The 14,307-nt window shown below is 67.8% G+C and carries 12 protein-coding genes and 3 pseudogenes; 6 read left to right on the top strand and 9 right to left on the bottom strand.

Annotation, left to right across the window (positions count from 1 at the left end):
- Positions 1–32 precede the first annotated feature (32 nt).
- Entirely contained in the window at positions 33–467 is a 435-nt protein-coding gene (locus tag GNX96_RS44020) for an SRPBCC family protein (protein ID WP_163573404.1), read from the top strand.
- Between the two features lie 74 nt (positions 468–541).
- Here the strand turns inward: GNX96_RS44020 and GNX96_RS67535 are convergent, their stop codons facing one another.
- Together GNX96_RS67535 and secA are read right to left on the bottom strand one after the other, a co-directional pair.
- Positions 542–760, bottom strand: a complete 219-nt coding sequence (locus GNX96_RS67535) for an SEC-C metal-binding domain-containing protein (protein ID WP_313885946.1) — start codon at positions 758–760, stop codon at positions 542–544.
- 96 nt (positions 761–856) lie between these two features.
- Positions 857–3,376 (bottom strand): annotated as a pseudogene (secA, locus tag GNX96_RS44025) (preprotein translocase subunit SecA); the annotation flags it as partial.
- 204 nt (positions 3,377–3,580) lie between these two features.
- On the opposite strand from secA, the gene GNX96_RS59945 reads away from it, so the two are divergent.
- From GNX96_RS59945 to GNX96_RS44035, 3 genes are read left to right on the top strand one after another with little or no spacing between them, the layout of a single operon-like run.
- Positions 3,581–3,865 (top strand): GNAT family N-acetyltransferase, encoded by a 285-nt coding sequence (locus GNX96_RS59945; RefSeq protein ID WP_279583133.1) that lies wholly within the window; start codon positions 3,581–3,583, stop codon positions 3,863–3,865.
- Positions 3,759–4,277, top strand: coding sequence for a GNAT family N-acetyltransferase (locus GNX96_RS44030; RefSeq protein WP_279583138.1), 519 nt, complete (start codon positions 3,759–3,761; stop codon positions 4,275–4,277). Before GNX96_RS59945 ends, GNX96_RS44030 begins: the two co-directional genes overlap by 107 nt.
- Entirely contained in the window at positions 4,220–4,678 is a 459-nt protein-coding gene (locus GNX96_RS44035) for a GNAT family N-acetyltransferase (RefSeq protein WP_279583134.1), read from the top strand. Before GNX96_RS44030 ends, GNX96_RS44035 begins: the two co-directional genes overlap by 58 nt.
- Before the next feature lie 115 nt (positions 4,679–4,793).
- Here GNX96_RS44035 and hpf read toward each other — a convergent pair.
- The 5 genes and pseudogenes from hpf to mtrA all read right to left on the bottom strand — a co-directional run bounded on the left by hpf (position 4,794) and on the right by mtrA (position 11,352).
- Positions 4,794–5,527: pseudogene (hpf, locus tag GNX96_RS44040) on the bottom strand (ribosome hibernation-promoting factor, HPF/YfiA family).
- A gap of 269 nt (positions 5,528–5,796) precedes the next feature.
- Positions 5,797–6,330, bottom strand: coding sequence for a ComF family protein (locus tag GNX96_RS44045; RefSeq protein ID WP_279583135.1), 534 nt, complete (start codon positions 6,328–6,330; stop codon positions 5,797–5,799).
- Between the two features lie 854 nt (positions 6,331–7,184).
- On the bottom strand, positions 7,185–8,909 hold the full coding sequence (locus GNX96_RS44050) for an LpqB family beta-propeller domain-containing protein (RefSeq protein WP_279583136.1): 1,725 nt from the start codon (positions 8,907–8,909) through the stop codon (positions 7,185–7,187).
- A 96-nt stretch (positions 8,910–9,005) separates the two neighbouring features.
- Positions 9,006–10,661 (bottom strand): MtrAB system histidine kinase MtrB, encoded by a 1,656-nt coding sequence (mtrB, locus tag GNX96_RS44055; protein WP_163573407.1) that lies wholly within the window; start codon positions 10,659–10,661, stop codon positions 9,006–9,008.
- A gap of 1 nt (position 10,662) precedes the next feature.
- Positions 10,663–11,352 carry an MtrAB system response regulator MtrA gene (mtrA, locus tag GNX96_RS44060; protein ID WP_163573408.1) on the bottom strand — a complete coding sequence of 230 codons (690 nt, stop codon included), beginning with the start codon at positions 11,350–11,352 and terminating at the stop codon, positions 10,663–10,665.
- A gap of 208 nt (positions 11,353–11,560) precedes the next feature.
- On the opposite strand from mtrA, the gene GNX96_RS44065 reads away from it, so the two are divergent.
- Positions 11,561–11,710, top strand: coding sequence for a hypothetical protein (locus GNX96_RS44065; RefSeq protein ID WP_163573409.1), 150 nt, complete (start codon positions 11,561–11,563; stop codon positions 11,708–11,710).
- A gap of 114 nt (positions 11,711–11,824) precedes the next feature.
- Here GNX96_RS44065 and GNX96_RS59950 read toward each other — a convergent pair whose 3' ends face one another.
- Both GNX96_RS59950 and GNX96_RS66615 read right to left on the bottom strand, forming a co-directional pair.
- Complete coding sequence (locus tag GNX96_RS59950; RefSeq protein ID WP_279583137.1) at positions 11,825–13,090, bottom strand: hypothetical protein; 1,266 nt, start codon at positions 13,088–13,090, stop codon at positions 11,825–11,827.
- Positions 13,091–13,355: 265 nt separating this feature from the next.
- A pseudogene (locus tag GNX96_RS66615) lies at positions 13,356–13,667 on the bottom strand (epoxide hydrolase N-terminal domain-containing protein); the annotation flags it as partial.
- A 97-nt stretch (positions 13,668–13,764) separates the two neighbouring features.
- On the opposite strand from GNX96_RS66615, the gene GNX96_RS44080 reads away from it, so the two are divergent.
- A partial coding sequence (locus tag GNX96_RS44080) for a CGNR zinc finger domain-containing protein (protein WP_163573412.1) occupies positions 13,765–14,307 on the top strand: 543 nt, incomplete at its 3' end.

Genomic DNA, 14,307 nt, shown 5'->3' on the forward strand with positions numbered 1-14,307 from the left:
CGTACCAAAGGAAAACGCGAGGAGACTTCCTAATGGCACGGGCATATTTCAGTACGGTGATGGGAAAGTCGGCGGACGCGGTGTGGTCCGAGATTCGGTCGTTCGACGACTACGAATGGGCCGGGACGGTCAGTGAGACCGCGATGGAAGACGGCCGGCCCGGTGACGCGGTGGGTGGGGTGCGGCGCATTGTGGCCGCCGACCGGCAGATGCGGCAGCGGCTGCTCGCGCACTCGGACGTGGATCGCAGCTATACGTACGAATTCTGCGACCCCAATCCGTATCCAGTACGCGACTATCGAGCCACTCTGCGAGTCACACCGGTCACCGACACCGGTCAGGCTTTCGTGGAATGGTGGGCCACCTTCGACTGCGCGGAACACGAAATCGACAAGTGGACGAAGCATTTCGAGCAGACCGGTTTCGCCACCTGGCTCGGCTCCCTGCGTACTCGCCTCCAGGCCTGAATTTCGCCAGTCAGCGTATAAAAAAGCAATGCCACATTATTGACCATCAATAATGTGGCATTGCTGTTTGACGATTAGGATGGGTCAGCGGAACCGTGGCAGCGCTTGTATTTCTTGCCGGAGCCACAGGGGCAGGGCGCGTTGCGGGGGGTCTGCTTGCCGCCGACCTTCTGGCCGGGAGACGCCTGCTTGCCGGTGGTGACGGTGGAGCGGGTGCCGCGCGGCTGGTCCTGGACGGCCGGCATGATGATTGTCGGCGCCTCCGAGTCCAGGCTCGGCGCTGAATACTCCATCCGCTGCGGGGTGTGCGGGCCAAGGCCCTTCGCGGACAGGTGCGGGGCGTCGGCGTGGCCGTTCTCGGTGTGCTCGGCGGCTTCGGCCTCGTCCTGCTGGACCTGCACCTCGACGTTGAAGAGGAAGCCGACAGCGTCCTCCTTGATCCCGTCCATCATGGTCTGGAACAGGTCGAAACCCTCGCGCTGGTATTCCACCAGCGGGTCCCTCTGCGCGTACGCCCGCAGCCCGATGCCCTCCTGCAGGTAGTCCATCTCGTACAGGTGCTCGCGCCACTTGCGGTCGAACACCGACAGCAGCACCTGCCGCTCCAGCTCACGCATCGGCTCGGAGCCGATCTGCGCCTCACGCTTTTCGTACGCGTCGTGGGCGTCCTCGCGGATCTTGGCGACCAGGAACTCGGCGTCGACCGCTTCCCGCCCGCCGGCCTCATCCTCCAGCTCGGCGAGAGTGGCCGACAGCGGAAAGAGCTGCTTCAGCGCGGTGACCAGGCCGTCCAGGTCCCATTCCTCGGCGTAGCCCTCGTTGGTGGCACCGAGAATGTACGCCTCGATAACGTCGTCGATCATGGTCCGGATCTGATCGTGCAGGTCAGCGCCTTCGAGGACCTTCTTGCGCTGCTTGTAGACGACCTGGCGCTGCTCGTTGAGCACCTCGTCATATTTCAGGACGTTCGTTCTTGCGGATCTCCGCGTTCTGCTGCTCCAGCTGCGTCTGCGCGGTCAGGATCTGCCGGGTGACCAGCTTGGACTCGATCGGCACGTCGTCCGGGATGTTGAAGCGATCCATGATCGCCTCGACCGCGTTCGCGTTGAAGCGCTGCATCAGGTCGTCACCCAGCGACAGGTAGAACCGGGACGCCCCCGGGTCACCCTGCCGGCCGGACCGGCCGCGCAGCTGGTTGTCGATCCGCCGCGACTCGTGCCGCTCGGTGCCAAGGACGTAGAGGCCGCCAGCGTCCAGGACCTCTTCCGCCTCCGCGGACGACTCGGCCTTCGCCTTCTTGAGCGCGCGTTCGTACGCCTGCGGATAGTCCTCGGACTCCGGGTCGATGCCGCGGTTGCGCAGCTCGCTCTCGGCCGAGTCCTCCGGGTTGCCGCCGAGCAGGATGTCGGTGCCACGACCGGCCATGTTGGTCGCCACCGTGACCGCGCCGAGCCGGCCGGCCTGCGCGACGATCTGGGCTTCCTTCTCGTGGAACTTCGCGTTCAGCACCTTGTGGGCGACCCCGCGGCGCAGCAGCATCTCCGACAGCACCTGGGATTTCTCGACACTGACCGTGCCCACCAGGATCGGCTGGCCGGCCCGGTTCCGCTCGACGATGTCCTCGACGACCGCGTTGTACTTGGCCAGCTCGGTCTTGTAGATGACATCCGGGCTGTCCTTGCGCTGCATCGGCTTGTGGGTCGGGATCTGCACGACGCCGACCTTGTAGACCTTGTGGAACTCCGAGGCCTCGGTGTACGCCGTTCCGGTCATGCCGGACAGCTTGTTGTACATCCGGAAGTAGTTCTGCAGCGTGATCGTGGCGAGCGTCTGGTTCTCGTCCTTGATCGGCACCTTCTCTTTGGCCTCGATGGCCTGGTGCATGCCCTCGTTGTAGCGCCGGCCAGCCAGGATGCGGCCGGTGTGCTCGTCGACGATCAGCACCTCGTCGTCGATCACGACGTAGTCGCGGTCCTTCTTGTAGAGCGAATGCGCCTTCAGTGCGTTGTTCAGGTAGCCGATCAGCGGCGTGTGCAGCGACTCGTACAGGTTGTCGATGCCGAGTTGGTCCTCGACCTTGGTGACGCCGTCCTCGTGGATGCTGACCGACCGCTTCTTCTCGTCTACCGAGTAGTCGCCGGTCTGCGGCGTCTTCTTCACGCTGTCGGCCGCCTCGCCGCGGACCAGCTTGGGCACGATCCGGGCGAACTCGGAATACCAACGGCCGGACTGCTCGGCCGGGCCGGAGATGATCAGCGGCGTACGGGCCTCGTCGATCAGGATCGAGTCGACCTCGTCGACGATGCAGAAGTTGTGACCGCGCTGGACGAGCTCCTCGCCGGACCACGCCATGTTGTCGCGCAGGTAGTCGAAGCCGAACTCGTTGTTCGTGCCGTACGTGATGTCGGCGTTGTACGCCTCGCGGCGCTCGTCCGGGGTCATCTGGGCCAGGATCACGCCCACCTCAGGCCAAGGAAACGGTGCACCTGGCCCATCCACTCGGCGTCCCGGGAGGCCAGGTAGTCGTTCACCGTGACCACGTGCACACCCTCGCCGGATAAGGCGTTCAGATACGCCGGGAGGGTGGCGACCAGCGTCTTGCCCTCACCGGTCCGCATCTCGGCGATGTTGCCCTTGTGCAGAGCCGCGCCGCCCATCAGCTGTACGTCGTAGTGCCGCTGGCCGAGGACCCGTTTGGCCGCCTCGCGTACGGTCGCGAAGGCCTCCGGCAGCAGGTCGTCCAGGCTCTCGCCCTCGTCGTGTCGCTCGCGGTACTCATCGGTCTTGGCAGCGAGTTCCTCGTCGCTCAGGTCGAGGAACTCGTCTTCGATCGCGCTGACGGTGTCCGCGAGCGACTTGAGCCGGCGCACGATGCGGCCTTCGCCGACGCTGAGGATCTTCTGAAGGATGGGCACGGATGACTCTCTCGCATTGGTGGCAGCAGCAGGCAACACCCCGATGGACGGGGTGACGCGCCCCCATCGTATGCCGAACAGGACACGCCGCTACGCCCGATGGACAACACGGCGACAATTCGCCTCCAACCAGGTCCGATCCGGCCGGTGGCGGGAACTCACGCGACAGGCCGCACGTTGGGCGGCAGGATCCTGTGGATGGACGACCTGACAATCGCCACCGACGGCCTGGTCCTTCGGCCACCCACCGAAGCGGACATCCCGGACATCGTCGCGGCCTGCTCCGACGCGCTGACTCAGCGCTGGCTCCCGAACCCTGCCCGCGCCATACCAGGAAAAGGACGCCCATGCGTTCGTCACCTCCAGCGCGCCGGCGCTGATCGAGCGAGGTGGCCGGACGTGGTCGGTGCTGGATGCCGGCACCGGACGGCTGCTGGGCAATGTCGGCGTGCCGCGGGTCGCGCCCGCCGACGGGGTGGCTGAGGTCGGCTACTGGGTGGCGCCGTGGGCGCGCCGGCAGCGGGTCGCGGCCCGGGCTGCCGTCGCCGCGACGAAGTGGGCCTTCGCACACGGTTCCGGCCGGGTCGAGCTGATGACTGACGTACGGAACACACCGAGCCAACGGGTGGCGATCGCGGCCGGCTTCGTCCGCGAGTCGGTCCGTACGAGCGCCGGCACCGACCGCGACGGCTCCCGAACGGACCTGATCTGCTGGCGCCGACTGCCCGGCGACCCGGACGGCCCGTCGAAACGGCTGCTCCCCGACCTGCGGCCGAGGGTCTCACCGACGGAGTCGTCCTCATCCGTACGCCCGTTCCCGGCGACGCTCAGGGTTTGTTGGAGTGTCAGCGGGACGCGCAGACCCAGCGCTGGCTGTTCCAGCCGCGTGAGCTGACCTTGGAAACCGTGGGAAAGCGGATCGCCGAGGCGGAGGCGAACCTGCTCGGCGGTCGCTCGGCGCAGTTCAGCATTGTGGAGGTGGCGACCGGTGCGGTCTGCGGCGACTGCACGGTTGGCCTGGCGATGCCGGAGATCGGCCTCGCGAACCTCGGTTACATGGTGCATCCGGCTTTTCGCGGCCGCGGCTATGCGACCCGAGCGGCTCGGCTCGCGGCCGACTGGGCGATGACCGTGCCGGCCATTGGCCGATTGGAGGCCAGCGCGGTGGTACGGAACGAAGCGAGCCTTCGTGTCATCGAAAAGGCCGGCTTCACCTACGAAGGTGTGCTGCGCGGCTTCCTGCCGAATCCAGTGGGACCCCGCTGGGACACCGGCGTCAGCTCCCGAACGAGGTGACTTTTCCCGGTGCGCAAGGACCCCTCACCTCGGCGTAGGGGGCCCTTGCGGCCGGCGAAACACCTAACAGTCTTGCCGATTGCCTGATTTTTGGCCTTACTGAAGGATAAAAACGCTACATCCGGGCGGCGCCGACGGCGCTGGCTGCGTCAGCGTACGACATGGCTTCGACCAGTCGGATGACGCCGTAGTCGTAGCCCTTTCGCCTATACACCACGCTTGGGCGCCCGGAATCCTTGTCATGAAAGAGAAAGAAGTCGTGTCCGACCAGCTCCATCTCGAAGAGAGCCTGGTCGATGGTCATCGGATCGGCGCCGTGTTCCTTTTCCCGGACGATCCGTCCCGGTCCGTCGCCAATGTGCTCGAGTTCCAGCTCGTCGTCCGTCAGGTCCATGACCGCGGACGTCACCGCCGTGCCGTTCCCGGACGGTTGCAGGTCGGTGTTCTGCTCGAGACCGGCCAGCGACTGGCCCACTCTGGCCTCGATGCCCGCGGTCGCCTCGGCGACCGAGGTGGGGCGGCGCAGGCCGCGGTGCACGCGGCGGCGGTCGGCGGACCGGCGGAGCCGGCCTTCCAGCTTGCCGATGGCCGAGTCCAGTGCGGAGTAGAAGTCTCCGGCGCAGGCTTCGCTGCGCACCACCGGACCGCGGGACTTGACAGTGATCTCGACCCGCTGACACGACGCCGCCTGGCGCCGGTTGGGTTCGTGGAAAAGCTCGACATCGATTCTGATCAGTTTGTGGTCGTACGTCCGACTTTTTCGAGCTTGTCACTGGCGTGCTGGCGGTAATGGTCAGGTACCTCGACGTTACGGCCCTTGACAACAATGTCCACGCGTGACCTCCACATCTGATAGTGCCGGTTCGCATTTGTGCCCGGCTAGACGTTGCGGATCCCCCCGGAAACGCAGCGGGGATAAAGAGTGCTGGCCGCCTCCTCCCGCGCACCAGATGCGCTCTCTCGAGACTGAAGTAGTTCCGGACAAATGACGCTAACGGGTATTCGGCCTCCCGTCACCCCCCAGCTGTAAATCCACTGTCCGCATCGAGTGTCATCCACATGACCGGTCCGTTTCAATAGCCAGCCACCCCCGAGTCACCTCGCCTCCACCTGCAAGATCAGTCTGCGTCGGCCACCGCCGATCCGATATGCGCGAACCGTTTGACCGTCGCCGCGACGACGGCGGCGTGGCTCGGGGCAGCACCGGCGCCGGTGAGGACGCGACTGACCTCCGCGAGGGTCGCCCCGGTGGTGACCAGGTCATCGACGATGACGACCACACAGTCCTGTTTCAGCGCCGCCCGCGCACTTCTTCGTACCGCGAACGCACCACTGCGGTTCGCCGCCCGCTCGGCCGACGACAAGCCGGCCGAGTCCGGTCGCGGCCGCGCGACCAATGCGTCGAGCACCTGGCAACGCTGCCCGTTGGCGCGCAGCCGGCGGCCCACCTGGGCAGCCAACGGCCGCAGGTGGTCGCCCCCCCCGCGCGCCCGCGCGGCGGCTGCCGTAGACGGCACCGGCACGAGCAGGATCTGTGGCCGGACGGACTGCTGCGACACCGGCCGATCTGGGCACCCGGCCAGCACCGCACTCGCCAAAGCCTCGCCGAGCGACCTCGCCAGCCGATGCCGGCCACGCTCCTTATATGCCAACAGAACCGCGCGCGGTGGACCCCCATAACTTGTCACCGCAAAACAACGAGGCATCCCCTCCGGGCACGGCGTCGGCACCACCTCCTGTGCTGGCTGCCGCGCAACCACCAGCCACACCTCTCGCAAAGTGCCGCGCCCGGCAGCCGGCAACCCGCGCAGCGGGTCGGAAACACCAGGTCGGCAAGCGCCTTCAGAAGATCCAGGATGGTGGTCATGCCCGCAATCTTCGCCGGGTTTGTGCGCCTCTTCCTGGTTGGAGTTCTTTTCTGTGGACGAAAAGTGACACTGTGGATAACCGGGTCTTTGTAAAATTCCGTGTTAAGGCGGGTATTCAGGTGTCACTTGAGTCGCAGGGGTAACCGGCGGTCCGGCGTACAGGACGCCAATCCCAAGATGTGGACCAGAATCCGGTCAGGCACATTCCGCTGTTCTTAGTGGGACCGGTGGGATCAACTTTCACCGCCAGTGACCAATTTTCGCGAACATCGCCACCCACCATGTCCGTTTGTAACATTGTTGCCCATCCAGAACCCTCGCCGCCCTGTACCCAAGCCGCACCCCACCCGTCGACCCCGTTCTTCCTTGAGGCTCCGCCCCAAGGGCACCCCACCCGCTGCACAATCGGATTCCGATTGTGCAGTTCTACATAGGGGTGCGGCGCGAAACTGTCGTACCCACCCCGAAAAATCGCCCCCACCCAGTGACGGGTGGGGGGCGGGTTCGAGGACCAATGTTCAACTAAAAATCAAGGTCCACCTCTCGACCCGCCCCCGCCCGTTCAAAGGGGGAGGGGGAAAGAAAAACAGACACCTACGACAATTTCGCGCCGCACCGGGTGAAAAGCGGGAAGAAAATCAGCCGGGATAGAAGACGCCCGTGCCGGGGATGAGGTGGCTGTTGTCGGGAGAGGCCCAGCCGCGTTGGAAGGATTGGTAGACGTAGCCGCCCGAGGTGACGAGGGTCCGGTTGGGGACGGCGGCGATCTGGGTGGGTACGTCGTGCAGGCCGACGGCGAGGGTGATCTGTTCGCCGGAGCCGTCGGCGACGATCTCGTTCTGGACGACTTCGCCGCGGCGGCCGATGGTGAGCAGGGCATTGTCGCCGCCGGTCCACGCGACGTCGGTGGCGCCGGTGAGTTTGCTGGAGATGACCCGCAGGCTGGTCACGGCGGCGCTGAAAGTGCCGGCTTGGAAGACGCCGACCAGCACTTGGCCGACCGATCCGTCCGAGACCACCAGGGCCAGGTGGACGCCGTCGGGGGCCAGTCGTACGGCCACCAGCCGGCCGGATTTGCCGAGGATGGCGGCCAGTCCCGGGGCACCGGCGGTGATGACGGGGTGGTCCATCGGCGCGTAGCCGATTTCGCGGCCGTCGACCGCGGCCAACGCGCCGCTGTGGTCCGGTTCCCAGGTCGGCGCCGAGACCGTTCCGGCGGTTAGTACGGGACGCAGCGGACCGGCGGACGGGCCGGTGAACAGGGTCTGCCGGCCGCCGGCCGCGGACCGGACCATCGCGACCGCGCCGCCGTCGATGGACATGGCGGCGGAGCGTACGCCGGTGGCCGCGGACACCGCGGAAGGCACATCTGGTGCATCCGGCGCGTCCAGCACCTTCTGCACCACCCCCCCGCCGACGATCCGGAACGGATCCAGATGGGCGGTGGCCGCGGACGGGTCGTACTGGTTCTGGATCTGCTTGACGGTCGCGCCGGTGCCGATCGACGTCACTTGACGACCGTCGACGAGCAGTTGTACGGACCCGCCGGCCACGCCGCCGACGGCGCCCTTCATGGACCAGACGAACTGCGCCACCATGCCGGCGACCAGGTTCTGCGGTGTCAAAGCGGCATCCGACGACACGTCGACGGCAACGTCCTGGTCCTCCTGGATGACGTTGCCACGCAGCCGGGTGCTCGCCGGGATCGCGGTCTTCACTGCCCCCGTCAACCACGGCGAAGGCCCGGCGATCAGCAGCCGCATCGCAGCCGTCCAGCGGTCGCTGAGCGAAGTTGAGGCGTCCAGATAACGGATGTCGGGCACCAGCCGCTGACCGGTCGGGTCGAGGAAATAGAGCGGCACCGGCACGTACGACTGGGAGAAGAAGTCGCTCCGGAACAGCACGTCGGCGGGTGGGTTGTCGATCCGCCACAGGCCGTCGGCGCGGTTGAGCTGGACGGTCACGTCAACGGTCGCCGGTTGCGGGGTGAAGGTGCCGTCGGCGTTCAGCAGGCCGACCTGGGAACCGGTGATGCGGACCTGGCCGGAGTCGGGCTTGCCGACCGAAGCCACCGCCGTCTGGCTGAAGACGCGTAGTGGCCCGGTCGGGGCCCAACGCTGGTTGGCCGGCGACAGGAAGTTCTTGGCCGCCGCATATGAGTTCTCCGGAGTGGTCGCCAACGCCAACAGGAAGCCCTCGACGCTCTGGACGGCCGTGCCGTCCTTGCGCGGCGCGGACGGCTCGGAGTGCACGTTGGACGGGTCCGGCTGGTCGGCGCCGCCGGGCGCGATCTGCCGGAGCACCACCGGATGCCCGGAGTCCGGGACACCACACGCGGTGAGCACGAGCACCGCGGCCACCACGCCGGCGACCAGCGCGGCCCACGCCTAGTGGTCTGTCTAGGCGCACCGGGGAACCGCCCCCGTACAACAGAGGAATCCCAAACAGCAGACAGACCACTAGCCACGACTGACCTCGGCACTCGGGTGGGAGCTGGGCGGTCCGAACTCCAGCGGCAGTGGCGACTCGCTGATCTCGTCGCCGGCCCGCAGCGGCAGCGTCAGCCGGAACACCGCGCCGACACCGGTCTCGCCGTACGCCTGCAGCCACCCGCCATGCAGGTGGGCGTCCTCGCGAGCGATCGACAGGCCGAGGCCGGTGCCGCCGGTCTGCCGCGCCCGGGACGGGTCGGCTCGCCAGAACCGGTCGAAAACGGTTTCAGCATCCTTCGGCGCGATGCCGACCCCGTAGTCGCGTACGGTCACCGCGGCCGTGTCCGCGTTGGCGGCCATCCCGATCTCCACCGGCCGGCCCTCGCCGTGTTCGACGGCGTTGCCCAGCAGGTTCCGCAGGATCCGCTCCACCCGGCGGGCATCCACCTCGGCGACCACCGGGCTCCGCGGTTGGTCGATGCGCACCATGCTGCCGGCCCGGGCGGCCAGCGGCGCGATGGCCCCGACCGCCCGGTTGACCAGTTGGCGCAGGTCGTGCGGCTCGGACTCCAACACGGCGAAACCGGCGTCGTAGCGGGAGATTTCCAGCAGGTCGGTGAGCAGCAACTCGAACCGTTCCACCTCGTTGTAGAGCAGCTCCGCGGACCGCCGGGTCTGCTCGTCGAAGTCGGACCGGACCGAGTGCAGCACCTCGGCCGCCATCCGGATCGTGGTCAACGGCGTCCGCAGCTCGTGCGACACGTCCGACGTGAACTGTCTCTGCAGGCGGGACAGGTCTTCGAGGGCCAGGATCTGCCGTTGCAGGTTGCCGGCCATCTGATTGAACGAGGTGGCCAGCCGGGCCAGGTCGTCCTCGCCGTCCACCTGCATCCGCTCGGCCAGCAGGCCGGCGGACAGCCGCTCGGCGGTCCGGGCCGCCACTCGTACTGGCTGCTGCACGACCTGCCGGGTGACCAGCGCGGCGAGGCCAACCACCAGCAACACCAGCAACCCACCGGTTGCCAGCACCGCGTTCTGTACGAGCGTGATCGTCGTCTGCAGTTCGCTGAGCGGGAAGAAGTAGTAGAGCGCGAACGTGCCGGAGTCGGTCACCACCGGCGCGCCCATCACCAGGTACGGCGAGGTGCTGGCGTCGATTTTGGAGGCGAGCCTGGTGTATTGGTACGCCAGCGCGTCGCTGTTGGTGACCTTGTCCGCCAGTTCCGCCGGCACGTTCGCCCGGCTCGTGTCCAGCTGCCGGGACCACGCGGCCAGGAGCTGTGGATCCGCCGGCTTGAGCAGCACGCCGTACTCGCCGGCGTCGGCACCCGCGTTGCGCGCGGACGAGGACAGCGCGTTGTCGATCTGGGACACGGCGTTCTGCACAGCCGGATCGTTCGGCCCGCCGAGCGTCTGCAACTGCTGCAGCGTGTACTGCTGGCCGGACACGACCTCCTCGGACGCGCTCCGGATCTTGCTGTCCAGCAGGCCGTTGGTGATCTGCTTGATCAGCACGAACCCCAGGACCAGCACGATGATTCCGCAGATCAGCAGGGTCGTGGTGGTGATGCGGACCTGCAGGGACCGGCGCCAGAGCCGCAGCGCCCGGCTGGCCCCGAGCCGCAGCCACCGCACCGGCGACCGGCTGGCCTGCGGACGGGTCGAGGCTGGCGCCGGCTCCATCTCAGTGCGGTCCGGCTTTGTAGCCGACACCGCGTACGGTCAGTACCACCTCGGGCCGCTCCGGGTCCCGCTCAACCTTCGCCCGCAGCCGCTGGACGTGCACGTTGACCAGCCGGGTGTCGGCCGCGTGCCGGTAGCCCCAGACCTTCTCCAGCAGCACCTCGCGGGTGAAGACCTGACGCGGTTTGCGAGCCAGCGCGGTCAGCAGGTCAAACTCCAGCGGCGTCAGGCCGATCGGCGCGCCGTTCCGGCTGACGCTGTGCCCCGGCACGTCGATGGTGACCAGCGAGTCCGGCGGCCCGATGGTGAGCTGCTCCGGCACCCCGTCGTCGCTGCGCCGCAACCTGGCCCGTACCCGCGCGATCAGTTCCTGCGGCTTGAACGGCTTCACCACGTAGTCGTCCGCGCCGGACTCCAGGCCTCGTACGACATCGTTGGTGTCGCTGCGGGCGGTGAGCATCACGATCGGTACGTCGGATTCGGCCCGGATGGCCTGGCAGACCTCGATGCCGCTCATCCCAGGCAGCATCACGTCGAGTAACACCACATCCGGGCGGTCCTCGCGGAACGCCGCCAGCGCCCGCTCGCCGTCAGCCACAAAGGATGGGCTGAAGCCCTCTCCCCGCAGGACGATGCCCAACATCTCGGCGAGTGCCGGGTCGTCGTCGACCACCAGTACGCGTGCTTTCATGTCGACATCGTGGCACTTCCGCAAACCTGAGGCGCAGCAAACCACCCGGTCTGTGTCGTCACGGTCCGTTCGTACGCCCTTTCAGGGCTCCTAACTGTCCGTCGTGGCCGGAACAGGTCGGCGGGGCCTGCGCCGTGCGGTGGCCTGCCGCTGCCGGACTGGCGGTGGTGGGAGACGGCCCGCGTCGACGGCTTCGCGGTACGTGTAGGTGCGGTCCTCGGCCGGCAGCGAGACCGGGCCGACCCGGGCCGCGGCACCAGCTCGGCGTACGTCGGCGCCGGCAAGTCCCGCCGCGACGGCCTGTTGCCGGGCCTGCCTGGCCCGCTGGTCGTCGGTGACCTTCTGCTCCAGCGAGTAGATCTCGTGGGTGAAACCGAGGCAGCCGATCTCGGCCTGGACGATCGCGCTGTTGCGGGCGAGCTCGGCCAGGTCGGAGCCCAGGAGAGACTCCCCTTCGTACGGCGCGGCGCGATCAGATCAGCACCACCTCGCCGGCCGCTTCTCGCGCGTACTGCAGGGCAAGGCCGTCCCGCCAGATCAGCCCAGCCAGCGCCGGGACGCTCGGCCGGCCGGTGGCGTCCGCGACCGACTCGGCCAGCTCCGGCCGGCCGGCGACCAGCCGCTCCAGCGGCCGGCGCAACTCGTCCTCGATGCCGTCGGCGGCGAACAGGTTCAGCCGGTCGACGATCAGGGCATCGGGCAGCCGCGGCAGCGTCACGGTCGCCACCGGCGGTCGCAAGACGGGGTTGTTGAGATGGTCGGCGACCGCTTCGGCGAGCTGCCGGCCGGTCACCGCCGGCCGGTCCTCGGTGTCCGGCAGCGCGCCGGACGCGAAGATCCGAATCGCCAGCGCCGGCGCCGCCAACACGAAACCGGGTCGGTCCTGCTGGACCCGCTCCCACCCGTCCACCAGCCAAGCCAGCAGGTCGCGTCGACTGCCGACCTGGACGCCGCGGGCCCGCAGCTGGCCGATCGCGGCGGCGATCCGGGCCGGCGGCGGCTCCACCGGGCGTGGTTGGGGCGCCACCGACCGGACGCTGGGACAGGGGCGGGAGGTGTTCGCGCAGCCAGTGTTGGTGGCCGAAGTGTCGATCTCGACGCCGCCCGTCCAGCCCGCATAGCCGTCCCAGCCGGTCATCGGGCCGCCTCCAGGTCCGGTCGTACGCGCAGATGGATCTCCCAGGTCCACGGCTCCATCAGGTAACCGGCGTCTTCCCACACGTCGAGCTGGATGACGCCGTGGGTGCGCTGCCAGCCGACCACGAACCCGGGAACCCGGGATGCCCCCCATCATCAGGCCAGCCGGCGCGCCGTCCGGGTCCACCCAGACCGGCTCGCCGGTCGGCTGGCCGAGCCGCTCGGACAACTGCTGGACCGCTTCGTCCAGGGCGGCCCGCGCCTGCACCCGGCCGCTCGTGACGAGGTCGTCGGTGGCCGCTTCCTTGTCGAGCTCGACGCTCCAGATCCAGGTCGGCACCGGTCGTACGGCCGCCGGCGCCGCCAGCAGGTGCCGCCCGCTGGGCGACGTGAACTCCACTGACCGCAGGTCCTGGCCGGAGACCAGCTGCACCACCGCGACCGGATCCCAGCTGGTCACGGCGGCGATGCGGTTCGCGTACTCGACGCCGTACGGCTGGTCGAGGGGCTGCCAGCAAGCCGCCCAGTCCGGCACCGCCGCCAGATCCCGCACCACGCCGTCCAGCCGCACCCGACTGTCCTCGACCACGCTCAACGCCACTGTCGCCTCCACTCCCGTCCCGGTCCGAGGGTAGCGACCCCGGCCGGGGTCTTTGGTGGTACGAGGTGCACGGTGGGTTCAGGTTGGCTGGTAGTTGAGGTGGTGCCTGGTCGACGGGGACGGGCTGCGGGGGAGGTTCGTGGGGAGACGCCGCCGCGACGGAACGGCGGGGTCTTGTGCGCTCCCGCCCCACCACTACGTCGAAGGCGTCGCGCGGATCCGCCGGGTGGGTGAGCAGCGGAATGAGCTTCTCGAACTCGGTGAAGGAGCTGGGCCAGCCGTGCGTCAGGACCAGCGGAAACGGGTCCGGCCCAGCACCACGCTGGTGGACGAAGTGAATGCCGTCGATTTTGTGGTGCGCCAGCTGGTTGAGTCGGGTTTCCTGAGCGCGCCAGTCAAACTTGTCCCGCCAGTACGCCAAAACCTCGCGCAGGTAGTCGAAATCCATCCCATACCGCCAGCCCGGTTCCGGAAACGGACCTGGCCACCGAGTCCTGTCGAGCCTTGCTTGCAAGTCAGCGAGTACCTCGTCGGGCACTTGCAGGGTGAACGTCGCCACGATGACCTCCATGTCCATGCGTACGACAGGAGTAAACGGGATTACCCATGTTTCGTCAAGGCGTGCTTTACTGGAGCGAACATGAAACTGTACGAAGCGTGGACGCTCCAGGGCGGTGCTCCGCCGGAGCTCCCGCACGCTCGGCGCGTTCCTCAACACGCTCGACCGGCGGACGTTCGGCACGTACCAGCCGTGCGACGACCTGACCAGTCCGGCTGCCCTCGATCAGTGGCTGAGCTCACTCGGACTGGTCGCTGACGGCACGAAATCGACCCCGGCCGAATGCGCGCTCGCCCTCCGGCTGCGGACGGCGTTGCGAAATGCCGCACAGGCGCACCGCGACAGCGCTCAAGACGAGGCCCCGACAGCCGACCTCACCCGCAAACTTCCGCTGTACGCCGACATCCAACCGGACGGCTTGATCAACCTGGTCCCAGCGGCGATCGCCGGAACGGTCCGCCATGCGCTCGCCGCCCTGCTGGCCACCGCGACGATGGCTACCGTCGACGGCACCTGGCGGCGGGTGAAAATGTGCGCGGCGCCGGACTGCCACACCGTCTTCTATGACAACTCCAAACCGCACAATGGCCGTTGGTGCGGTACCGCCATCGCAAAAGGCTGCGGCAACCGGACAACACCCGCACGGTACCGCCATCGC

It is taken from the genome of Fodinicola feengrottensis, assembly GCF_010993775.1.
Taxonomy (GTDB): domain Bacteria; phylum Actinomycetota; class Actinomycetes; order Mycobacteriales; family HKI-0501; genus Fodinicola; species Fodinicola feengrottensis.

What these genes read in the sequence shown, in the direction of transcription:
- mtrA (WP_163573408.1), bottom strand. Translation starts at nt 11,352, where the DNA reads ATGAAAGCACGCGTACTGGTGGTCGACGACGACCCGGCACTCGCCGAG.
- mtrB (WP_163573407.1), bottom strand. Translation starts at nt 10,661, where the DNA reads ATGGAGCCGGCGCCAGCCTCGACCCGTCCGCAGGCCAGCCGGTCGCCG.
- GNX96_RS67535 (WP_313885946.1), bottom strand. Translation starts at nt 760, where the DNA reads ATGGAGTATTCAGCGCCGAGCCTGGACTCGGAGGCGCCGACAATCATC.
- GNX96_RS59945 (WP_279583133.1), top strand. Translation starts at nt 3,581, where the DNA reads ATGGACGACCTGACAATCGCCACCGACGGCCTGGTCCTTCGGCCACCC.
- GNX96_RS44020 (WP_163573404.1), top strand. Translation starts at nt 33, where the DNA reads ATGGCACGGGCATATTTCAGTACGGTGATGGGAAAGTCGGCGGACGCG.